23 protein-coding genes are annotated in these 22,941 nt (G+C 31.5%); 15 read left to right on the forward strand and 8 right to left on the reverse strand.

Translation table 11 applies throughout. The features are described 5' to 3' along the window. Nucleotides 1–175 precede the first annotated feature (175 nt). The 5 genes from F7018_RS06855 (at nt 176) to F7018_RS06880 (ending at nt 6,135) form a co-directional block, all read left to right on the forward strand. Nucleotides 176–631, forward strand: coding sequence for a hypothetical protein (locus tag F7018_RS06855; protein WP_150899303.1), 456 nt, complete (start codon nt 176–178; stop codon nt 629–631). A gap of 566 nt (nt 632–1,197) precedes the next feature. Beyond that, nucleotides 1,198–2,328: a hypothetical protein gene (locus F7018_RS06865; RefSeq protein WP_150899305.1), complete on the forward strand. Its 1,131-nt coding sequence runs from the start codon at nt 1,198–1,200 to the stop codon at nt 2,326–2,328. Nucleotides 2,329–2,488: 160 nt separating this feature from the next. Further along, complete coding sequence (locus F7018_RS06870; protein ID WP_150899306.1) at nt 2,489–3,298, forward strand: hypothetical protein; 810 nt, start codon at nt 2,489–2,491, stop codon at nt 3,296–3,298. A 449-nt stretch (nt 3,299–3,747) separates the two neighbouring features. Further along, the gene (locus F7018_RS06875; RefSeq protein WP_150899307.1) at nt 3,748–5,475 is read left to right on the forward strand and encodes an NACHT domain-containing protein; all 1,728 of its coding nucleotides are present in this window, start codon (nt 3,748–3,750) and stop codon (nt 5,473–5,475) included. Nucleotides 5,476–5,661: 186 nt separating this feature from the next. Then, nucleotides 5,662–6,135: a hypothetical protein gene (locus F7018_RS06880; RefSeq protein WP_150899308.1), complete on the forward strand. Its 474-nt coding sequence runs from the start codon at nt 5,662–5,664 to the stop codon at nt 6,133–6,135. Between the two features lie 46 nt (nt 6,136–6,181). On the opposite strand, the gene F7018_RS06885 is transcribed toward F7018_RS06880, so the two are convergent. Next, a complete protein-coding gene (locus F7018_RS06885; protein WP_150899309.1) occupies nt 6,182–6,799 on the reverse strand; it encodes a YceI family protein in 618 nt (205 codons plus the stop codon). A 309-nt stretch (nt 6,800–7,108) separates the two neighbouring features. Between F7018_RS06885 and chrA the strand changes: the two genes are divergently transcribed. The 5 genes from chrA (at nt 7,109) to F7018_RS06910 (ending at nt 11,125) form a co-directional block, all read left to right on the forward strand. Further along, nucleotides 7,109–8,230, forward strand: coding sequence for a chromate efflux transporter (gene chrA / locus F7018_RS06890; protein ID WP_150899310.1), 1,122 nt, complete (start codon nt 7,109–7,111; stop codon nt 8,228–8,230). Nucleotides 8,231–8,305: 75 nt separating this feature from the next. Then, nucleotides 8,306–9,538, forward strand: coding sequence for a DEAD/DEAH box helicase (locus F7018_RS06895; RefSeq protein WP_150899311.1), 1,233 nt, complete (start codon nt 8,306–8,308; stop codon nt 9,536–9,538). 103 nt (nt 9,539–9,641) lie between these two features. Beyond that, nucleotides 9,642–9,971 (forward strand): ArsR/SmtB family transcription factor, encoded by a 330-nt coding sequence (locus F7018_RS06900; protein WP_150899312.1) that lies wholly within the window; start codon nt 9,642–9,644, stop codon nt 9,969–9,971. Nucleotides 9,972–10,019: 48 nt separating this feature from the next. After that, entirely contained in the window at nt 10,020–10,487 is a 468-nt protein-coding gene (locus F7018_RS06905; protein WP_150899313.1) for a DUF6428 family protein, read from the forward strand. Between the two features lie 11 nt (nt 10,488–10,498). Then, nucleotides 10,499–11,125, forward strand: coding sequence for an arsenate-mycothiol transferase ArsC (locus tag F7018_RS06910; RefSeq protein ID WP_150899314.1), 627 nt, complete (start codon nt 10,499–10,501; stop codon nt 11,123–11,125). Nucleotides 11,126–11,173: 48 nt separating this feature from the next. On the opposite strand, the gene rsmG is transcribed toward F7018_RS06910, so the two are convergent. Beyond that, complete coding sequence (gene rsmG / locus F7018_RS06915; protein WP_150899315.1) at nt 11,174–11,803, reverse strand: 16S rRNA (guanine(527)-N(7))-methyltransferase RsmG; 630 nt, start codon at nt 11,801–11,803, stop codon at nt 11,174–11,176. 145 nt (nt 11,804–11,948) lie between these two features. On the opposite strand from rsmG, the gene F7018_RS06920 reads away from it, so the two are divergent. Both F7018_RS06920 and F7018_RS06925 read left to right on the forward strand, forming a co-directional pair. Next, entirely contained in the window at nt 11,949–13,040 is a 1,092-nt protein-coding gene (locus tag F7018_RS06920; RefSeq protein ID WP_150899316.1) for a fatty acid desaturase family protein, read from the forward strand. 26 nt (nt 13,041–13,066) lie between these two features. Beyond that, the gene (locus tag F7018_RS06925; protein WP_175578678.1) at nt 13,067–14,254 is read left to right on the forward strand and encodes a pyridoxal phosphate-dependent aminotransferase; all 1,188 of its coding nucleotides are present in this window, start codon (nt 13,067–13,069) and stop codon (nt 14,252–14,254) included. Between the two features lie 59 nt (nt 14,255–14,313). Here the strand turns inward: F7018_RS06925 and F7018_RS06930 are convergent, their stop codons facing one another. Both F7018_RS06930 and F7018_RS06935 read right to left on the reverse strand, forming a co-directional pair. Then, nucleotides 14,314–14,529, reverse strand: coding sequence for a hypothetical protein (locus F7018_RS06930; protein ID WP_150899317.1), 216 nt, complete (start codon nt 14,527–14,529; stop codon nt 14,314–14,316). Nucleotides 14,530–14,741: 212 nt separating this feature from the next. Next, a complete protein-coding gene (locus F7018_RS06935) occupies nt 14,742–15,224 on the reverse strand; it encodes a retropepsin-like aspartic protease (RefSeq protein WP_150899318.1) in 483 nt (160 codons plus the stop codon). Nucleotides 15,225–15,300: 76 nt separating this feature from the next. Between F7018_RS06935 and F7018_RS06940 the strand changes: the two genes are divergently transcribed. Next, nucleotides 15,301–16,065, forward strand: a complete 765-nt coding sequence (locus F7018_RS06940; protein ID WP_150899319.1) for a TatD family hydrolase — start codon at nt 15,301–15,303, stop codon at nt 16,063–16,065. Further along, the gene (locus tag F7018_RS06945) at nt 16,058–16,543 is read left to right on the forward strand and encodes a methylated-DNA--[protein]-cysteine S-methyltransferase (RefSeq protein ID WP_246175081.1); all 486 of its coding nucleotides are present in this window, start codon (nt 16,058–16,060) and stop codon (nt 16,541–16,543) included. Before F7018_RS06940 ends, F7018_RS06945 begins: the two co-directional genes overlap by 8 nt. A 60-nt stretch (nt 16,544–16,603) precedes the next feature. Here the strand turns inward: F7018_RS06945 and F7018_RS06950 are convergent, their stop codons facing one another. Together F7018_RS06950 and F7018_RS06955 are read right to left on the reverse strand one after the other, a co-directional pair. Next, nucleotides 16,604–17,227, reverse strand: coding sequence for a hypothetical protein (locus tag F7018_RS06950; RefSeq protein ID WP_150899321.1), 624 nt, complete (start codon nt 17,225–17,227; stop codon nt 16,604–16,606). 6 nt (nt 17,228–17,233) lie between these two features. Beyond that, nucleotides 17,234–17,680, reverse strand: coding sequence for a nucleoside deaminase (locus F7018_RS06955; protein ID WP_150899322.1), 447 nt, complete (start codon nt 17,678–17,680; stop codon nt 17,234–17,236). A gap of 94 nt (nt 17,681–17,774) precedes the next feature. Here F7018_RS06955 and F7018_RS06960 point away from each other — a divergent pair, with 94 nt between their 5' ends. Then, on the forward strand, nt 17,775–18,539 hold the full coding sequence (locus F7018_RS06960; protein ID WP_175578679.1) for a UDP-2,3-diacylglucosamine diphosphatase: 765 nt from the start codon (nt 17,775–17,777) through the stop codon (nt 18,537–18,539). A 55-nt stretch (nt 18,540–18,594) separates the two neighbouring features. Here the strand turns inward: F7018_RS06960 and F7018_RS06965 are convergent, their stop codons facing one another. Then, a complete protein-coding gene (locus F7018_RS06965; RefSeq protein ID WP_150899323.1) occupies nt 18,595–19,923 on the reverse strand; it encodes a RagB/SusD family nutrient uptake outer membrane protein in 1,329 nt (442 codons plus the stop codon). Between the two features lie 13 nt (nt 19,924–19,936). Beyond that, entirely contained in the window at nt 19,937–22,900 is a 2,964-nt protein-coding gene (locus tag F7018_RS06970; RefSeq protein ID WP_150899324.1) for a SusC/RagA family TonB-linked outer membrane protein, read from the reverse strand. Nucleotides 22,901–22,941 lie beyond the last annotated feature (41 nt).

The raw sequence follows: 22,941 nt of genomic DNA on the forward strand, positions 1-22,941 counted from the left end.
AACAACCGCTAACAATACCCACAAATAATTGCTTGTTCTCGTCTACTTCTAAAAGTAGAACCAAATTCTTTTTTTAGCTATATTCGAATGCTTAAAAAATTTAATTGCTATTTTAAGTTATACAAAACACTTAAAGCTCTGTACAGCTAGACACATTAAACAAATTGCAGCACATATGAAAAAACTGATTCTAATATTATTAACAGTTGGACTGATTTTATCTTGTAAGCCAAGAATTGAAAACAATTCTAAAACTTTGGATAAAGTTTTTGCTATGTCAAGCTTTGATATTGAAATCCATAATTGGGGATGTTTCAGTCAAAGCAAAGAACATTTTACGGTCGAATTAAAAAATGAAGGATACTTATTGCAATCTAAAAGAACAGGAAAGAGCCATTTAGTCTCAAAAATTAAAATGGACTCATTAAAAAATTTCTTAAAAACTAGAATAGGAAAAGAAGATTACGGTGGTTGTACTTCAAGTGAATACATTAGACTTGGTTCAATATTCAATTCTGTAGACTATGAACACAGTCATTGTAGTGGAATTGAAGCAACAATGATTAATGATTTATTGAACTATTACGAACTGATTTCTGAAAATGAATTTAAATCAATATTCACCCAATAATAGATACTATTCATAAATTAAACACCAAAAGTTCTGTATAGCCATACACAAACAAATTGTAGCATACGTGAAAAAACTATCAAACAAATATTTAAGCTATTACCAAATACTAGGAATAATTATTTCTATGACAATAATTTCAATTTGGGCTTTTAATGAAGGTAGAATGACACCATTTTACCTTCTGTTTGCAGGACTTCTTTTTTTCCATTCGCCATCGTTTCTACCTTTTCTCTATTGGACATTGATAAGTACAAAAAGACAATTCAAAGTGGAATTTGGATAGGAACCATCCTTTTAATCGCTCCTTCTTATTTGCTACCATTTTTCTTTGAATTGGGTGGAGTAATAATAGCTCTGTTCTGTACTGGAATAGGATTATACATTTGGACTAAAAGAAAAGAAACTGAATGTCAAATCTCAATTTTTAACATTATTGGATCTGTAATCTTCACGGTAATTTTGATTTCATTAATTGTCGTAGGACTAATATAAAAAAGACATATTACAAAAAAACTTATATCCAAGAATAAATAACCAAGCTGTTGCATAAAAACAAAATTGAAATGAAAAGAAAAATAATAATAGGATTGATGTTCTTTTTGATAGGAATTGGACTTTCAGTATTTCTCGAATCATTTTTGAGAAGTATAGTATTAGATTTATATCAATGGACAACAAATAATAAAATCCAATTCGTTGGAAAAAACTTCTATTTATTTGCCTCACCAATTTATTATACAGGTTTAGGAATTGCCTTCTCATTACTTGCTTTAGATTTATTCTCTAAGTCAATCAACAAGATTAGCACCAATACTTCTATAGCAATTTTAATTTTTATAATAATATTGACAGGAATTTGTGCTATTGACGCAAACTTAAAAATAATTGAGTGTACAGCTTGTGATGATGGAATCAGACAACTGAGATATAATGAAGTAAATTACGGATTGATTTTAGGTATTTCTTCTATTATATCTGTAATTCCTAGTTTAATAAGGATAATAAAAGTCAACGTACAACAAGGATTAAAATGTAAAAAGATGAAGAACATAGGAATAATATTATTAATATTTTCTCTTTTTTTGAACTGTAAAAGCAAGACAAGTATAAAAACTATAGAAAAAGTGGACATTGAATATATTAGCTCGAATTATAAAAATGAAACAGAAGATAAAATTGAATTTAGTAGAATTGTAAAAGACAGCACTACCTTAAATTTAATAGAAGGAGAAATTCGTTTTGATGATAATTACAACACACTTCAGACAATAAAAAATAAAAAGGCTATAACTGAATCTGAAATTGATTCAATAAACTCTAACCTTAAAGAAAAAGGTTACAGGGATAATTTTGATGATATAGGGAAAATCATTTTTGTCCAAATGCGACCTAAAAACAAAAATGATTTTCATGTTTTAGATTTAAGACATAAAATGGAGGAAAAAATTCATGAAGAACTAAAAAGTAATGGAATAGGCAAATGGGTTGCTGGAGATTTAGGACCTGGTGGGGCAAACATGTTATTTGAAGTTACAGAATGGGAAAAGTCAATCCCAATGATTATTAATATCCTAAACCAAGAGAACCTTCTAAAAAACAGTCTAATAACAAAAAGATTGAATACAGCAAAAGATGATTGGAATTATGAAATCATATATCCAATAGATTATGACGGAGTATTTAACCAAATGTAATTTTATATACAACAATACCTACAAGCAATTATTCATTCTCATCTACTTCTAAAAGTAGAACCAAATCTTTTTTTTAGCTATATTCGAATGCTTAAAAATTTAATTGCTATTTTAAGTTATACAAGTTACCACTACAACACATTTAAAACACTTAATAAAATTGGGAATATTAAACGGAATTTTTGGTTATAAAAAAACTAAAAGAGATTTTGTATTAGATGAATTCAAAACTCAAATAGAACTACATGGACTTAAAATCGACTCGATTGATGAAACTGAATTAATTTCAATTCAAAAAGGAGAAGTTACACTTAAAATTAGTTTAGATAATATTAGAAAAGACTATTCTATAGATAAAGACAAAACTATTATTGCTGATTTTGCTAAAACAATTGCAGAATTTAATACCGAAGAATCTTATTCTTGGAACGATATTAAAGACAATATTTTTGTGTCATTATATCCTACAGATTATGAAATCAATGGTTTTGTCTTTGAAAACATTACTGACCAACTGAATAAAATATACGTAATACAAGAGAGCAATAAATTTAGTTGGATTTCAGAAGATGATATCCAAAAATGGAATGTTTCAAAAAATGACCTCGAAATACAAGCTCTAAAAAATGGAAATCTAATTGCAAACAATTCTAAATTAGAAATAGAATTGATAGAAGGAAGAAAACTTGGTTATATAGAAACTGAAGATTCTAACTTGAAAGCATCTATTTTACTTTCTGAATCTTTTCAATCAATAATAAAATCAGAACTTGGATTTCCTTTTAATTTTGTAATACCCAACAGAGATTTTTGTTATATCTTTTCTAAAAGTGATTTTGAGTTCTTTTCTAAAAGAATAGGAAAAACTATTATTGAGGAACATAAAAACTCTTCATATCCTTTTTCTACAGAAATACTTGAAATCTCTCAATCAGGAATTGAAATAAAAGGTTCTTTTCCAAAAGAATAAAACGTTTTACTATAACATTTAACCACATACTCAAAACAACCTCAACCAAGGTTGTTTTTTAGTTTTACTTTATCTACAGAATAACACACCCCATAAAAACAATACAAAACCACCAGCAAACTTCGCTGACATTCTCGAAACTCTGCAAAACCTCCAGCGGGCTTCGCTGACACTTTCAAAACTCTGCAGAACCATCAGCGAGCTTCGCTGATGCTCTCGAAACTCTGCAGAACCTCCAGCGAACGCCGCTGAAAGAAAAAAACTACATTTTTAGCTTAAAAGCATAAAAAATAAGGAAAAACCTTACTTAAAGTATGGTTTTCCGTAAAACCAGCTTCTTTTTTTATCCTAGATTCGAGTGCTTAAAAATTCTGTATAGCCAGACATTTAGGTAAATAATAAGAACAATATTCCGCATATAAACAAGTTGGTAATAACACCCAAAAACAATGAAAGACAAGATTATAACTAATATATTAAAATACCCCCTTACTAAAATCTTGAAATCTATAGGTTCCGAAATAGACCAAATAGCAAATAATAAATTATTAGAACACCAAGTAAATACATACAAAAGAAGTTTATATGTAAAAACTATCTTATATAGATCTGAACCTGTGAATTTAATGGATATTTATTACCCTATTAAACTTGAAGATACAGAATCTATTAAAGGCATAAATAAGATTGTAACTATTAATAATGGAAATGATTTATTTAAGAAAAATAATTGTATTACAATTACTGGTTATGCCGGTTCTGGAAAAAGTATGCTACTCAAGTATTTGTTTGTAAAAATTGCTGACGAAAAAGAAAAAATTCCTATTAGAATTGAACTTAGATATTTAGAAAAGCATGAAGGATCATTCGAAACCTATATAAAAAACCTATTTAACTTTTCCAAAATAGCAAAAGAGGAAAAATTTTCAGACAGACTTCTTGCCTCTGGTAATTTTGTTTTTTTATTAGACGGATTTGATGAATTAAACGCTAAAACTAGATATAAAGTAATTAAAGAAATAGATAATTTTATTGAAAAATTTAGCAATAATAAATATGTTATAACTACAAGACCCTATGTAAATATTGAATTACTCCCTTTATTTAAAAACCTAAATGTAAGAAGATTAGACAATAAAGACATCTATAAATTTATAAAGCAACAATTACCAAAGCAAGAACACGAACTTGCAGATAAGATTATTTCTAGTTTGAAAACCAATGACAATAAGTTTGGTACTTTTTTACAAAATCCATTATTGTTATCTATGTTCATTTTGACTTTTCAATCATATTCAACCTTACCATCACAAAGACATATTTTCTACTCACAAGTTATTGAAACACTTTTTAATTCTCATGATAGTTTATCTAAATTAGGTTATGAACGAGAAAAAGAAAGTGGTCTGAATAGAGAAGAATTCAATACAGTATTAAATGTATTCTCATTCTTAACGATTTTCGAAAATAAGTTGGTTTTTAATAAAACCTATTTCAGAAAACAATTAATTAAAATTAAAGAAAGATTTCCTAATTTAAAATTTAACAATGATAAGTTATTAAATGATTTATTAATAGCTCTTTGCCTTATAAACAAAGAAGGTTTTCATTATTCATTTGTACATAAATCAATTCAAGAATATTTTGCAGCTGAGTATATTGCTGGGTTAAGTCAAGATAATAAAGAAAAAGTTTATGAAAAATTATATCAATTATTTATTATTGATGATCAAGATATAAACATCGGCTTAGTAAATTATATTTCAATTTTGATTGAATTAGATTACGAAAACGTATATAATCTTTTAATTTTTAAAGTTTTTGATTTTTTAATTTCAAGACATGAAAATCTTATAAAAGCCAATAATAACAATGATGAACAAAAAAAACTAATAATAATTACCAATATTTTTATCTTAAACCAATTCTTTTGTGATTTTTTCGAATTTAAGGAACAGAAAAGAATTAGAAAGTCTTACAATAAAATCGAAAAGTTAGTGAAAATCAATTCCATAAAAGACTCAATAAAAGAAGAAGAAAAATTTTCTTTCCATATAAACATTGATGACACTTATGGAGACAAACTCGAAAAACTACTAAATAAGGAAAAATCAAGAATACTAGAAACAATCAAACAAAAAAATAAATCAGAAAATAGAGTTCTAGATTTAATATAAAAAAGTACTACAATCAACAAGATCTATAAACATAAAGTTTTTGTGTTAACTCCAAGGTTCTGTATTTAAACAAAAAATAAAAGCAAAACGTTTATATTTAGTTATGTGTTAAATTTGAAGTGTAGTGCTTATCAACTGTCCTACATGTTTTATACTTGACATTGCAATGAAAATCGTAATTCAAAAATGATAAAATTCAAATCACTTTTTAAGCCTAAAGAAAAAAAAATAGTCACTGACCAATTTAGTAATTCTATACAGTTAATTATTAATCAAATTGATAAAATAGACTCAGATATAGATGATGATTCGTTCTATGATATAATTCAGAAAAACACTTCTAATAATTTTGAAACAGATGAAGCTTACATCTTTTTACCAATTGTATTTATGAGAATATGGCTCCCTCAAGTTAGGTGGAAAGATGAATATATCGAACGATTCACAAATGGCTCAGAAACGATTCAAAAATATAACAGCAACAATGCTTTCATTAAAATTAACAAAGTAGTAAATCTATACTTTAATAACTCTCCTAAACGCAACACCGTTATTCAAATAGCTGGAAAGAGCGCAGAATTTAACGCCATAAATCAACTACTAACTGATGGTGGAGAAATTGAAGACATCAAGCTAACTACTACAACTATCCTAAGATAAGGTGCTACAAAAAAACACTCTTTAACAAGAGTGTTTTTTGATATTTCTATACTAATTCAATCTTCATATTCAAATACAGCCATTTGGTAGGTACATTGTCCGACTTTCCGTTAACAATCAAATCATAATCAATTCCCCAATCAAACAAATTCACCTGTCCATCTAATACCAAGGTTGTTGCTACTTGCTCGTTTGGTTTTCTAATCCCTGTAACAAACAACTTCACATCTTTTTCTACGCCTTTAATAGACATTTTACCATTTACCTGATACCAATCTATTCCCATCGTATATACATTGGTAGACCTAAACCTAATTTTCTCGTTGTTAACACCAACAAACAAACCAGGCGTTTTAATTTTCGGAGTTAACTCTTCTGCCCTACACACATTAAACGAATTAGGATCTACCTCAAACGAAATCACCATATCTTCCAAAGGGTTTCCCATATCCAATCGGGTTGGATAATCTACCTTTAAATCGTTTACCTTACCAGCAAAAGGCGTACTACAATGCCCATGCGTCACAAAAAAATTAATCGTTGGACCTTCAGCTTTAACAGCTTCAGTCTTCTTATCGGTCAATGTACTTTTAGTATAGCCACTCACCACAAAAACAGTAATCAATACCGCTACTAAAACAATACTCTTTTTAATTAAATTCATAATAATCCGTTTTATATAGTTACGAATATAGACACAGCCTCCCCTATTTATTGTAAATGAAATGTAAAAACGACTCCGTAAAGTCTATAATTCTCTAAAAACAAGGCATAAAACCATAAAAAACCACAGAAAAACAGGAAAACGAGAGCCTTTGGTGAGTCGATTGACAGATGAATTTCCTTATTCTACTGAAAAGAACACCTTACTCACAGAAATATAAAGTGACTGTATAAAATCGACTATATTGTTGGATAATAAATCTTTAGATTTGTAAATACATTAAAAAAACTACAGCACAAAACATTGTAGATGTCTCAAAAAAACGATTTAAAAGAAATAGCAAAGCTCTTTTTTAAACTAGGAAGCATTGCCTTTGGGGGTCCAGCTGCTCATATTGCCATGATGGAAGATGAAGTTGTTAAAAAACGTAAATGGATGACCCAAGAACACTTTTTAGATCTTATGGGAGCAACTAATTTAATTCCGGGACCTAACTCTACAGAAATGACCATGCACTGCGGACATGAAAAAGCGGGATGGAAAGGATTAATAGTGGCAGGTTTTTGCTTTATTTTTCCTGCGGTAGTCATCACCTCAATCTTTGCTTGGCTATATCAAGAATACGGACAGCTACCCAAAGTAGAACCCTTTATCTATGGTATCAAACCAGCAGTAATAGCCATAATAGTGATGGCTGCTTATAGACTTGGTAAAAAAGCAATAAAAAACACCCAACTAGCCATCATAGGAGCAATAGCATTAGGCGCTTGTTTATTGGGAATAAATGAAATAGTTACGTTGCTAGGCTGTGGATTGCTGGGCTTAGCCATCTATTTTGTAAAACAAAATGCTACAAACCTACCAAGCATTATGCCTTTGTTGCTGTATCAAGCTAGCGACACATTGAATCTAAGTAACCTTAAAATATTCCTTACTTTTTTAAAAATAGGGGCAATTTTATATGGTAGTGGTTATGTATTGTTTGCTTTTTTAGATGCAGAATTAGTCGCCAATGGTTGGTTAACCAGACAAGCCTTAATAGATGCCGTAGCGGTGGGACAAATAACACCAGGCCCCGTTTTATCTACTGCAACTTTTATAGGATGGCAAATGAATGGACTATGGGGAGCAGTTGTGGCAACTCTTGGAATCTTTTTACCTTCATTTTTGTTTGTATGGCTATTAAATCCATTAATGCCAAAAATGAGGAAATCTAAAACCATCCGTGCGGTTTTAGATGCTGTAAACGTGGCGGCAGTAGCATTAATTATTGCGGTATGTATTGAAATGGCAAAAGACACTTTGGTAGATTGGCGTACAATTGTTATAGCCCTGCTAAGTTTAATTACAGTTTTTGGTTTTAAAAAGCTAAACAGTGCATTTATAGTACTAGGGGGTTCATTCCTAGGCTACTTACTAACTTTTTTCTAAAAACGCCTTATTACATACGCGTAAATTAAATACCAAACGTTGTTTCTTTTAAACTACCTTTGCAAAAAAGAATCAATGCAGTTTTCAGACTTACAGCTTAATAAATCTATTGTAAAAGCACTTACAGAAGAAAGATACCACAAACCAACTTTGGTACAGGAAAAAGCGATTCCAATAATCTTAGAAAAGAAAGATGTTATTGTAGCAGCGCAAACTGGTACGGGAAAAACTGCGGCTTTTGCATTGCCTATTATTCATCATTTAGCGAAAGAACCAGATGCTGAAAAAAGAGCGAAGAAAATAAAAGCATTAATTGTAAGTCCTACCCGTGAATTGGCCATACAAATTGAAGAAAACTTTAAAACATACAGCAAATACACCAACTTAAGAACCACGGCTATTTATGGAGGAGTTTCTATTAAACCTCAAAAAGAGTTGTTAGCTAAAGGTGTCGATATTTTAATTGCTACTCCAGGTCGTTTTATCGATTTGCACAAACAAGGCGATATAGATTTACGTGTATTAAAAACCTTTGTATTAGATGAGGCAGATTTAATGTTAGACATGGGATTTATTCACGATGTGAAAAAGATTGAAGAACTATGTCCGCGTAAAAAACAAACCTTATTGTTTTCGGCAACCATGCCAGAGAAAGTTACAGAGCTAGCTTCCTCAATGTTATACAAGCCAGAAACGGTTTCGGTTACGCCATCGGAAAGTACTTCAAACAACATTGGTCAGTTATTATACTATACGCCAAAAAAGAACAAAGTAGATTTATGTTTGCACCTGCTTCGTAATACCATTAATGGACGTATTATTATTTTCAGACGTACAAAGTTTGGTGTTGATAAACTTGAAAAAACACTTTTAAAGAACGGCTACAAAGCAACGAGTGTTCATGGTGATAAATCGCAAGCGCTTCGTAACGAAGCCATTGAAAACTTTAAAAACAATAAAGTAAATATCTTAATTGCTACAGATGTTGCGGCACGTGGTATAGACATTAGTAAAATAGATGCGGTAATTAATGTCGACCTGCCTAACATTCCAGAAACCTATGTACATAGAATTGGTAGAACAGGTAGAGCAGGAAAATCGGGAATTGCCTTTTCATTATGTAGCGCAGATGAAACTTCATACATCAAAGCCATTCAAGAATTCATAGGTCGATCTATAAAAATTGTTGAAGATCATCCTTTCGCTTTACAAAAACCTAAAAAGAAAAAGCAACCGAATACCATTAGCAAACACAAGAAAGGACGTAAATCTGAAGCGTCTAAGAAACGAAAAAAACGTTGGTACTAAACCACTTATAAATTATAACAACTTACGGATAACAAAAAATTATGGTTAAAAATGTGTCCGTTTTAAATATTAATCGTAATATTGCAATATAATAATTAAACGAATGGGACTTACCAAATCAGAAATATTTACCGCCGAACAAAATGAGCTTGCTAAAATAGCCAAAGCATTAGGGCATCCTGCTCGTATTGCTATTTTACAGCATTTGTTTAAAATAAACTCTTGCGTTTGTGGCGATTTGGTAGAAGTAATCGGTTTAGCCCAACCAACAATATCGCAACATTTAAAAGAATTAAAAAACTTAAACCTTATCAAAGGAAATATTGAAGGAACTAGTGTATGCTACTGTATAAATCAGGAGCACTGGGAAAAAGTAAAAACCTTATTGAATAACTTTTTAGACTTTAATAGCAACCCAAACAGTTGCTGCTAAAAAAATTTACAATTATTAATCGCAATATTACAATTAAACGTCATAGATATGAAATTATCAGAAATTAAAAACCATCTAGCAAACCTAAACACCATCGCTTTTCAATTACCTAATGGTGAATTAGTACCGAATCACTTTCATGTTACTGAAGTAGGTAAAATCACAAAGAATTTTATTGATTGTGGAGGTACTATTAGAAACGAAGAAGTAGTTAACTTCCAACTATGGAATGCCAATGACTACGATCATAGATTGCATCCAGAAAAATTAGTTCATATTATTGAATTATCAGAAAAAGCTTTAAACATCCCTGATTTAGAGATTGAAGTTGAATACCAAGGTGCTACTATTGGAAAATATGGATTGGATTTCGATGGAACGAATTTCTTATTAACTACCAAACAAACCGATTGTTTAGCTAAAGATAACTGCGGAATTCCTGAAGAAAAGCCAAAGATGAAATTATCAGAATTACAAAGTCAATCGGCATGCGCTCCTAACTCTGGATGCTGCTAATAGAAAAGAATATGGAAGCAACAAAAACAACCGTTTTTTCTCAAATAGAGGAAACAATTGCCAGCTTATCTGAAACTATTTCAGACAACAGAAAAGAAGTGCTACAACCGTTAATCGATTATATCCAACAAGGTGTAAACAACAACGAGCTGATTAATTTAAACTTCATTTGTACACACAATTCTAGAAGAAGTCATTTATCGCAAATATGGGCACAAACCATGGCTCATTATCTAAACATTCCAAATGTTTATTGCTATTCGGGCGGAACAGAAGCAACGGCTATGAATAAGAATGTGGTAACAACATTGGAGCAGCAAGGGTTTAAAATTCAAAGTTTATCAGAAACAGCTAATCCAGTTTATGCAGTAAAGTTTTCAGAAAACATACAGCCAGTAATTGGTTTTTCAAAAAAGTACGATCATGAGTTTAATCCAGTAAATGAGTTCTGCGCCATCATGACTTGTTCTCAAGCAGATGAAGGATGTCCTTTTATTGCAGGAGCAAACAAAAGAGTTCCTGTTACTTATGAAGATCCTAAAGCCTTTGATAATACACCTTTAGAAAAAGAAAAATATGCTGAAAGAAGTTTAGAAATAGCTTCGGAGATGCTATATATTTTTAAATCTATTAAATAGCCCTGAGCTATTTAATAGATTTTTATTTTGAAAGGTATAGCTTTACAACTATCCTTTGTATTTCATTGGTAAGTGTACTACTTTTTTAGTTTCAAAGAAATCTTCTTCAAAGTAGTCTGGCAAATTGTAAATAGTTGCCGAAGTATATTTTTTTAACTCTTCAGTTAAGTCACCTCCTTTTAAATAAAGGATTCCATTCTTTAAATCGTGCTCTTGCTTTTTAGCAATCTTTCCTTTGGTCCAACCAACAAAAGTTTCCATTTGAGCCACTGCTCTACTTACTATAAAATCGTAAGTATCTTTTACTTCCTCCACTCTACCATGCGTAGTTTTTACGTTTTCAAGTCCTAAACCTTCAACAACTTCGTTAACTACTTTAATCTTTTTTCCGATAGAATCTACTAAGTGAAATTGAGTTTCTGGAAATAAAATAGCTAAAGGTACCCCTGGAAAACCTCCTCCGGTACCAACATCCATTACCTTTGAACCCGGTTTAAACTGCATCACCTTAGCAATTCCTAACGAATGCAACACGTGACGTAAGTACAATTCATCAATATCTTTACGAGAAACCACGTTGATTTTCAAGTTCCAATCTTCATATAACTCTTGAAGTTTCGAAAACTGTTCTAGTTGCGTTTCTGTTAAATTGCTAAAATATTTTTTTATAAGCTCCATTAAGTGAATTTTTCGCTGCAAAAATAAAAAACTAATTCTTAATACTCATTTATCTCATAAAAGATATATTTCTTGTTAAAAAGTTCTCTTTGAGCAATAACCATCTAGTAAAAACGTTTATTTTTGCGGTTCAAACAAACAACAAATGAAGACAATAAACTTCTCAAGAATAGATAACGCAAAGTTTTTTAGAACACTAAACAAGCGTGTGAATTCATACTTCAAAGAAAATAATATTAAACGTACCGGAAACTGGAAATTATATTCGAAAGCAATTATAATGTTCGCCATTTTCTTAATCCCATTTATTTTAATCTTAACTGTAGATATGTCGCAGTGGATTAAGTTAGCACTTACCGTTATTATGGGAGTTGGAATGGCTGGTGTTGGAATGAATGTAATGCATGATGCAAACCATGACTCTTTTTCTAACAAAAAGTGGTTAAACAAATTAATGGGAAGCAGTATTTACATTTTAGCTGGAAACGTATACAACTGGAAAGTACAACACAATGTTTTACACCACACGTATACAAACATTCAAGATCATGATGAGGATATTGATGCTGGTAGAATTATTCGTTTTTCAAAGCACGCACAGTGGTTATGGATTCATAAATTCCAAAAGTATTATTCAATTTTCCTTTACGGATTATTAACTATTAACTGGGCAATTACTACCGACATTAAGCAAATGCACAATTACTTAAAAAGAAAATTATCTTACGGAGAGTTCCCTAATCCAGCTACAGAATGGACTAAATTGGTAATTTCTAAGATTGTATACTATTCATTATGGATTGTATTACCAATTGCTGTATTAAACATTGTTTGGTGGAAAGTATTAGTAGGATTCTTTGTAATGCACTATACTGCTGGAATTATTTTAAGTGTTGTATTCCAATTAGCACACGTAGTTCCAAAAACAGAAATGCCATTACCAGATGAGAATGGAAATATGAAAAACACTTGGGCAATTCACCAGTTATACACTACGGCTAATTTTGCACCAAAAAACTGGTTAGTTAACTTTTACACTGGAGGATTAAATCACCAAGTAGAGCACCATATTTTTCCACACATTTCTCATATTCACTATGATAAATTAGCAAAGATTGTAAAGGAAACCGCTTTAGAGTTTAACCTTCCTTATAACGAGTATAAAACTACGCGAAGAGCTATTATAGAACACTTTAAGCACTTAGCTGAGTTAGGAAAAAAACCACAACTGGCGTAAATAACAACACACTATACAACACACCAATGTCACAACAATTATCAGACAGAATTAACAGTTTACCTGTTTCACAAACTTTAGCCATGGCAGCTAAAGCAAGAGAGTTAAAAGCCGAAGGTAGAGACATTATTAGTTTAAGCTTAGGAGAACCAGATTTTAACACTCCAGACTTTATTAAAGACGCAGCAATTGAAGCTATTAATCAAGATTATAATTCATACACTCCTGTTGATGGATATGTTGAATTAAAAGAAGCTATTTGCGAAAAGTTTAAGAGAGATAATAATTTAACCTATGCTCCAAATCAGATTGTAGTATCTACAGGAGCAAAGCAATCTATTGCCAATGTTGCTCAGGTATTATTAAATCCTGGTGATGAAATTTTATTACCAGCTCCTTACTGGGTAAGTTATTCTGCAATTGCAACTTTATGTGAAGCTAAATTTGTTGAAATCCCTTCATCTATTGATAGTGATTTTAAAATTACACCAGCGCAATTAGAAGCTGCTATTACTCCTAAAACTAAAATGATTTTCTTTAACTCGCCAAATAACCCTAGTGGATCTATTTATAGCGAAGAAGAATACAGAGCATTAGCTAAGGTTTTAGAAAAACACCCTCAGATATATATCTTATCTGATGAAATTTATGAGCACATTAACTACGGGACAAAACCATTTAGTTTTGCTGCCATAGAAAACATGTACGATAGAACGATTACCGTAAACGGATTAGCAAAAGCATTTGCTATGACAGGATGGAGAATTGGTTTTATTGGAGCTCCTCAGTGGATTGCTAAGGCTTGTACTAAAATGCAAGGGCAAATTACTTCAGGAACTAACTGTATAGCTCAGAGAGCTGCAATTACAGCTGTTTTAGCAGAACCAAGCAAAGTACAATACATGGTTGATGAATTTAAAACACGTAGAGATATGGTTTTAGATTTATTAGGTGAAATTGAAGGATTTAAATTAAATGTACCAGAAGGTGCTTTTTATATTTTCCCAGACATTTCTGCTTTCTTTGGTAAAACTATTAGAGGTAAGCAAATTAACAATGCTAACGACTTTTCTATGTTATTATTAGAAGAAGCTAATGTTGCCTCTGTAACTGGTGAAGCTTTTGGTGCACCAAATTGCATTCGTTTATCTTATGCCGCTTCTGAATTACAGTTACGTGAAGCTATTAAAAGAATTAAAGAAGTTTTAAGCTAAAAATTAAAACATCCTATTCATATACAATCTCACTACAGCAATGTGGTGAGATTTTTTTATTAAAAAACAATTACTACTAAAGCTAATACAAACATTGATACTTTTAAGATAGCTCCTGTTTCACTTGACAATTTTGTTCCTCGAGACTTTAATCGGCTTTTTACTCCATATAAAGACTGAGCCTTCATTGTACAGATGTTTTGTTGAATTTCTCTTTTGTAGGCGGACGTTAAAATTCCTCTTTCTAAAACTAAATTATTTACTGATGATTTCATGGTTGTTGATTTAAATTGATTACACAAATATGACGGTCAATAAAATCATTTGTTACACCAGTTTAAAATTCATTAACATTTAAAAACTTCAAAAATGAAGGATGAATTTTAATCAAAACTCAGTAAATATGGTTTACGGAAATCGATACTATTCTCGAAAAAAAGCGCGTAAAAAAAATTAAATTTTAACCTTTTTTAACAAAAATTAGCGATTAAAAAGGAACCTTAATTAGCTTTTTTCTTTTCTTTTTCTTCAACTTTTTTAAATAAAGTACTTTCTTATCATAATCAATAAAAGCTTTTCCAGCTTCTAAAATATCGGCACCAATAATTCCATCAACCTTTTCAGCATCATGCTGTGTTAAAGCTGTATTTACATGGGTTAAATCAAACAATACCAAATTACACTGATTGGTTTGCCACTTCCCTATTTTTAAAGAATTATTGTCGGATTTTTGTGTCTCCATATCAGTAGCACCGGCACCTGCAGCTTTTACTTCGCTTTCTTCAGAAATTAGTTTAAAATGCTCAATCAGGTCTAATCCAACACAAGAATTAGAAGCTCCTGTATCTAAAATAAATTTACCCTTTACACCATTAATCTCAGCATTTAACTCAAGGTGATTGGTTACAATCTTCTTAAGTTTTACCTTGATATATTTCTTTTTTCTTAATACTTTTTTCAAACTTGCCATTTCTCGTACTTTTGTCGCCACAAAGATACAACAATACAAATCACCTTTAGACTATTCAAAAGTCCTTTAACAAGTTATGATTACAGACACGCATACCCATTTATACTCAGAGCAATTTGATGAAGACAGAAACGAAATGATGCAACGTGCAAAAGACGCTGGTATTTCTCGATTCTTTATTCCTGCAATTGACAGTAGCTATACTGAAAGAATGTTAGACTTAGAAAAAAACTATCCTAACGATGTGTTTTTAATGATGGGACTACACCCTACATCTGTTAAAGAAAACTACAAAGAAGAGTTGGCTCATGTAAAAGAATGGTTAGACAAAAGAGACTTTTATGCTATTGGAGAAATAGGAATCGACTTGTATTGGGATAAATCTTTTTTAAAACAACAGCAAGAAGCATTTAGAACACAAATACAATGGGCGAAAGAAAAAAAGCTTCCTATTGTAATTCACTGTCGCGATGCTTTTGATGAAATATTTGAAGTATTGGAAACCGAAAAAGGTGATGATTTATTTGGAATTTTTCACTGCTTTACTGGTACTTTAGAACAAGCACAAAAAGCAATTTCGTACAATATGAAACTAGGAATTGGAGGTGTAGCTACATTTAAAAATGGAAAAATTGACAAGTTTTTAAACCAAGTTGAAATCAAGCATATAGTTTTAGAAACAGATTCTCCATACTTGGCTCCTACTCCTTACCGAGGAAAACGTAATGAAAGTAGTTACATAACAAATGTTATTGACAAACTAGTTGATATTTACGGATTAACTTTCGATGAAATTTCCGAAATTACAACTCAAAATTCTAAAGAAGTTTTTAGTGTCTAGCTTACAAACCGCATATTATAAAACACCAATAGGTATAGCAAAGATTGTTGGAGATGAAAACGGAATCCATTCAATCTCTGTATTGGACGACGATACAATAAAAACCTCAACTGAGACTCCAATTCATTTAAAAGATTGCGTAGCTCAATTGGACGAGTATTTTTCTGGAAATAGAAAAGAGTTTAATTTAAAACTGAATCCTCAGGGAACTGAATTTCAACAATCGGTTTGGGAAGAGTTGTTAAACATCCCATTTGGAAAAAGTAGGACTTATTTAGAGCAAACAAAACAAATTGGCGATCCAAAAGCGATTAGAGCTGTAGCTTCAGCCAATGGAAAAAATCCTATTTGGATTGTAATTCCTTGTCACAGAGTTATAGGTTCCGACGGTTCTTTAACTGGATATGCTGGTGGTGTTTGGCGAAAAAAATGGTTATTAGAACATGAAAGTGGCAGCAAACAACAGACACTTTTTTAGTTTTTTCTTACAAGGAAATACAACAATATTAGACTTTCTTATATCATTATGTTGCTTTTCCTATTTTAGCTCTACTTTATAATCTAGAACCCAAACGTTTTTATCTTTACTCAAGTTAAATAATTCTATTTGATTTGAGCTTTCAATATCATAGCTCCATTTATCTTCAAACTTAAATTTGTTTTTCAAATTCGGAAATAAGCTTTCAGTCAACCATAATTCCATTTGTTTAAGCACTTCTTTTTTATAAACATTAAATCTCCAAGCTCCACTAACATTAAAAATTCTTTGAGAATTTTGATCAACAGAGAAATATAAAACACCCATTATATGTGAGTGTTTTCCAATTTTACAAACCGAAAGCCTATCATCCATAGTCATATAATCTTGAATTAATGGAAAATAATTTTGATAGTCCATATTTGGATCCATTCCATAAGATAGAGTTGAATCAATTTCTGTTAACTTTTGTCCTATTGAAAAAATTGGGTTTCCTTTAAAGTTTAAACTCAAAGGCTTATAATTTATCGTGCTATCTAACTTTTCAACCTTATAAATTGAATCTAAAATAATTTCATTTTGGTTAATTTGAACATCTTTAATCTTTTTTCTAGCTTGCTTACAAGAAATCCCAATAATCAAAACAATTAAACATGTTATTATGTTCTTTCTCGCATGTAACATAATAAATTAATTTAAGTTTCTTTTTTCAATAAAAAACTTTTTCAACAAAAAGCTACATTCTTCTTCTAAAACTCCAGAAACAACATTGGTTTTAGGATGAATTTTGGTATTTAATACACTAAAACCTAATTTAGGTTCACTAGCACCGTATACAATTTTCCCTATCTGTGTCCAATAACTTGCTCCTGCGCACATCTGACAAGGTTCTAGGGTTACATATAAAACACAATCTTTTAAGTACTTTCCTCCTAAGAAATCGGCAGCTGCTGTAAAAGCCTGCATTTCTGCATGTGCAGTAACATCATTCAACATCTCTGTTAAGTTATGCGCTCTAGCTATTATTTGATCTTTAAATACAATTACTGCTCCCACTGGAACCTCACCTTTATCAAAAGCTTTTTCAGCCTCATGCAAGGCCTTTTTCATAAAGTAAGTGTCGTCAAATGGGTTCATAAGTATAATTTGAATGGATGTTTAAACAAATGTAGATAAAATTTGATTGTAGAGACTCTGCTTAAAATACTTATTTTTACCAAAAATTTCAAGTTTGATATCAATTAACACTTCTGAGAATACAAAAGTTTATTTCGCTTCCGATCAACATTTAGGAGCGCCTACAGCTGAAGCTAGCTTTCCACGTGAGCAAAGGTTTGTGCGTTGGTTAAATGAAGTTAAAAAAGATGCTGAGGCTATTTTTTTATTAGGTGATTTATTTGACTTCTGGTTCGAGTATAAAACCGTTGTTCCTAAAGGTTTTGTTCGTGTTATGGGGAAACTTGCTGAAATTAAAGACAGTGGAATTCCTATTTATTTCTTTGTTGGTAATCACGATTTATGGATGACCGACTACTTTGAGAAAGAATTAGACATTCCTGTATACCACGAACCACAAGAATTTACCATTGACGGCAAACTATTATTAATTGGTCATGGAGATGGCTTAGGTCCAGGTGATAAAGGTTACAAGCGAATGAAGAAGATTTTTACCTTTAAACCTTTTCAGTGGATGTTTAGATGGCTACACCCAGATTTAGGTGTACGCTTAGGTCATTACATGTCGGTTAAAAACAAATTGATTTCAGGTGATGATGACGCTAAATTTTTAGGAGAGGACAATGAATGGTTAGTTCAATATTGTAAACGTAAATTAGAAACGAAACATTACGATTATTTTGTTTTTGGCCACCGTCATCTTCCTTTAGAAATTAAACTACAAGAAAACAGTGAGTATATAAACACTGGCGATTGGGTAAAGTATTTTACCTATGGAGTTTTCGAAAATCAAAAACTATCTTTAAAAGAATATAAATAAAAAGAGACCTCATAAACGAGGTCTCTTTACTTTTATAACAACTAATTAAATTAGTTTAATTCGCATTCTCATTAAACGGAGTTGGAAAAGCATTAATAATATTATCACCAGCTCTATCTAGAGGTACATAAGTAGCATTTAATCTGTTTAATCTTCTTAAATCTACCCAACGATGCCCCTCTCCTAATAGAGAATATCTTCTTTGCTTTAAAACTTCTTCTAAAAGCGCATTATCATCATTTACGTCAATATCAGCAGGAGAAACTAAACTTGCTAAACCTGCTGCGTTTCTAATAACATTAATTGCATTTAAAGCTGTTGCATTATTAGTTCCAATATTTGCTTCTGCAAACATTAATATTAACTCTTCGTTTCTAATTAAGTAAACAGGGTCTGTATTACTCTTATAAATTGCTATTTGATGAGTTCCAGTTAATCCGTCAAATGTAGCCGGAGATGATAATAAAAAAGCTTTATCAGTTACCCTTGTATCACCAGCTTCAGCATCATTAATCCAAGAATTATGAATTACAAACTCTTGACCAGACTGACCTAAAACATGGAATTGATTATTTAAAATATCATTACCTGTGGCACCAAATACATGAGATGGCCCTGCCTTTAAAGCTCCTGCTAAATCAAAGAAAGAATTATTTAATAATGTTAACACTTTAGCTTTATCTCCCTGATACAAAGCAACTCTAGCAGCGATAGCTCTATTAAACCTTGAAAACGTACTTGGCGTATCGAATCCAGCATAACCAGAACTTAAAGGAAAATCAAAAGTCGCAGATGCATTCGATAAATTTGTATTTGCTTCATTTAATAGGTTATCAATTGCAACCAATGCTTCTGGATAGGTTACAAATGGCCCTAAATTATCAGGATCACTAACATCTACTCTAATTCCATTAGTGTATTGACGATTTGCCACCATTAAAAGTGAGTATGCTTTTAATGTTTTTGCGAATCCGTAATATGAGTTTTTAACTTGATCTGAAAAACCTGCTGATGAATTCTCTACCGCAGTAATCATTACGTTTGCTGCCTTAACTGCCCTATACCAAGCAGCATAAGACCTAGTTGTTAAAAATCCATTGTTATCTAAAGGTCCTTTTAAAACCTCTCCTGTATATCTAGGGTCTGTTCCTGAAAGATCATAATACTCTCTAGCCAAATAACTTACTGTATTATAATGAAACTCTAAATCATTTCTAATTACAGCTTCTAAACCTACTGATAATAATTGTACATCTGCTTGACTAGCTCCTTCAGAAAAACTCTCTACTGTTGGTGCATTAGGGTTTGCAATATCTTCTAACTCACAGCTAAAAAACACAAAAACCGAACATAATAAAATAGTTTTTAAATATATATTCTTCATAATAACCTATGTGTTAAAAATTAATATTTATATGAAAGTTGACAAACTTAGAAGCTGGATATGGTGTTACTTCTACATTATTTGCTAAAACATTATTTCCAAAATTTGAAGCTTCTGGATCATAACTGTTATAATCAAATATGTTTATCAAGTTTCTACCTGAAACCCCCACTTTTACCTTTTGTACTCCCTTAAACACCCCATCATCGAATGTATAATATAATCCTACCTCACGTAGCCTTATATATCCTGCATCTTCAATTAACGGTTCTGGATTCGCAAAAGCTTGACTTGCTCTATAGGCTCCATTAGTTAAAGTTCCTGATGGATCTAAACCAACATCATCATAATCCCAAGTTGTACCTGCTAAATCATATAATAATGTTGTTAAGTTAATTGCGTCTCCTCCTTTTTTCCAATGCCACAAGAACGATAAGTCAAAGTTTTTGTATCTAAATTGGTTTTGCCATGATAACTGAAAATCTGGTTCTGCATTTCCATATACAAAAAAGCCATCGCCTTCTGGGTCTCTTCTTGCTATTTCTTCTGCTGTAAATTGACTAGCATCATAAGTTCCAACTATTTGAGTTGCACTAAAACCTTCTTGAATATAAAAAGTACCTAGTGATGAAGCAAAACCTCCTTCCGTAAATGCTGGAACATCAAGCTTTGTTATTTTTGATTTGTTCTTCCACCACTTTAAATTTGAACTCCATGAAAAATCGTCATTTTCTATAATATTTGCATTTAAAGCTATTTCAATACCATTATTCTCTAATTCTCCTGCATTTTTCACCTCTGTAACAAAACCAGATGACGGTTCTTTATTCGTTTCAATTAACAAATCTTCAACTTTCTTATTGTAAAAAGTTAATTCAAAATTAAATCTGTTATCAAATAAGCTAAAATCCACCCCGTATTCTAATTCTTTTTGTCTCTCTGGACCTATATTAGGGTTTCCTTTAAAGTTACCTGGAGCTAAACCTGAGTTTCCATCAATTAATTGACCTGTCATTGTAGTAAATCGATCTCTAAAGTTTGAAAACCTTCCCGCTTCTCCATAAGCAATTCTAGGTTTAAAAGAACTTACTTCATCAAAGCTCCAAAAATCAAACTTATGTAAATTAACAGCTAAGTTTGCCTTAGGATAATAATACATTTTATCTGCATCACCATTGTTTGTCGATTTATCTCCTCTCATACCAATGGTACCTATAATTTTGTCCTTATAGTTAATTTCTTCTTGCACAAAGAAACCTTTATCTTTTTGTAATGTTATGTTTTGTTGCGTAGAAACACTTTCTGATTGCCCTAGATTTGTTTGAGATCCATTTAAACCTGTTGCTATTGTAATTACAGTATTACGATCAAAGTCTTGAAAAAATGATCCTGCTTGTGTTGTAAAGCTTAAACCATTATCTAAATTTAAGTTATGTACAAAGAAAGCTGATAAATTGTAGTTTGTATTAACTGTAGTTCCTGAAATAGCGGCTCCTCTTAACGATGTTGGAGATCTAAAATACGATAATGCTCTTGGGAAAATACTAGTTGTTCTCAATGTATATTGATCAAAACCTCCTTGCAATACTAATTTTAACTTGCTTTTACCAGTATCAAATATTTTAGCATTAGCTGTCATACTTCCAATAAATCTATTTACATCTTCTCTATTTGTTGTAATAGCCACAGTTTCTAAAACATTTGAACCTGCTCCTCCAGATGGATAAACACCATCTACAGGAGATAAGTTTTCCCATGGATAAGTAAATGCTAATGCGTACCCTACTGTTCTATTGGCATTACCATTGTTAAAAAATCCTCTATCTGCTCTTGAATTGATATAATTAGAAGTAACATACATATCCAACCACTCGTTAAACTTTTGTCCAATATTTAAACGAACTGCAGCTTTTTTATACCCTGTATTCTCCACTAATCCAGGCTCATCCTTATAAGTAACCCCAAAGAAGTAATCATTTTTTTCGCTTCCTCCTGATGTTGTAAAACGAGTTGTAGTTGAAATTCTAGTATGATCAAATAATTCAGCTTCATAATCTCTTAATGTAGGGTTTGTCGGGCCTCCTAAAGCCGTTATCTCTGCTTGATCCCAATCTCTAAGTCCTAATAATCTTGTTGGACTTCTGAGACCTACAGTTTGAGAAAACGAAACTCTTGGTTTTCCTTTCTTACCTCTTTTTGTTGTAATAATAACCACCCCACCAGCAGCTCTAGACCCATAAAGTGCTGCAGCTGATGCTCCTTTTAATATTTCAACATTTTCTATATCCTCAGGATCAATATCTGCAATCCTATTAGATGCATCGTCCTGATTTGTTGATGGGTTACCTCCCCCTGCTGCTTCACTGACAATATTATTTCCCGATGATACAGTAGAATTATCCACATAGACTCCATCAACTACAAAAAGAGGCTGCTGATCACCAAAAATTGAAGTAACCCCTCTTAATCTCATAGAAATACCTCCTCCCGGAGCTCCTGAATTTGCTTTAATTTCAGCACCTGTAAACTTACCGGAAAGTGCACTATCAAATCCTGACTGAGCCGTTACCTGAGTTAAATCTGCTGCAGAGATTGTAGAAACAGTATTTGCTAAGTTTGACCTTTTGGTTGATGTTGCCAAACCTGAAATTACCACCTCATCTAAGACAGAATTATCTTCTTTCAGTATTACATTTATCATCAAACTATTAGCAGTGACTTGCTGCTCTACTGTTGTGAAACCGAGTGATGAAAAAACTAATGAGGTGGGGATTTTTTTAACATTTAATGAAAACTCTCCCACATCATTTGTGGTTGTTCCATTAGTAGTTCCTTTTTCAATAACATTTACAAATGGTATACTTTCGCCATTTATATCTGTTACTTTTCCTTTAATTGTTTGTCCAAAAACCCAATTGGAAAACAAAAAAAAGAATGCATTTAGTAGCAGTATTTTGCTAATAGATATTTTAATCATAAAATAAAGGTTATAGTTAGTAATAGCTAAATTTCGTTTTT

It is taken from the genome of Tenacibaculum aiptasiae, assembly GCF_008806755.1.
GTDB lineage: Bacteria > Bacteroidota > Bacteroidia > Flavobacteriales > Flavobacteriaceae > Polaribacter > Polaribacter aiptasiae.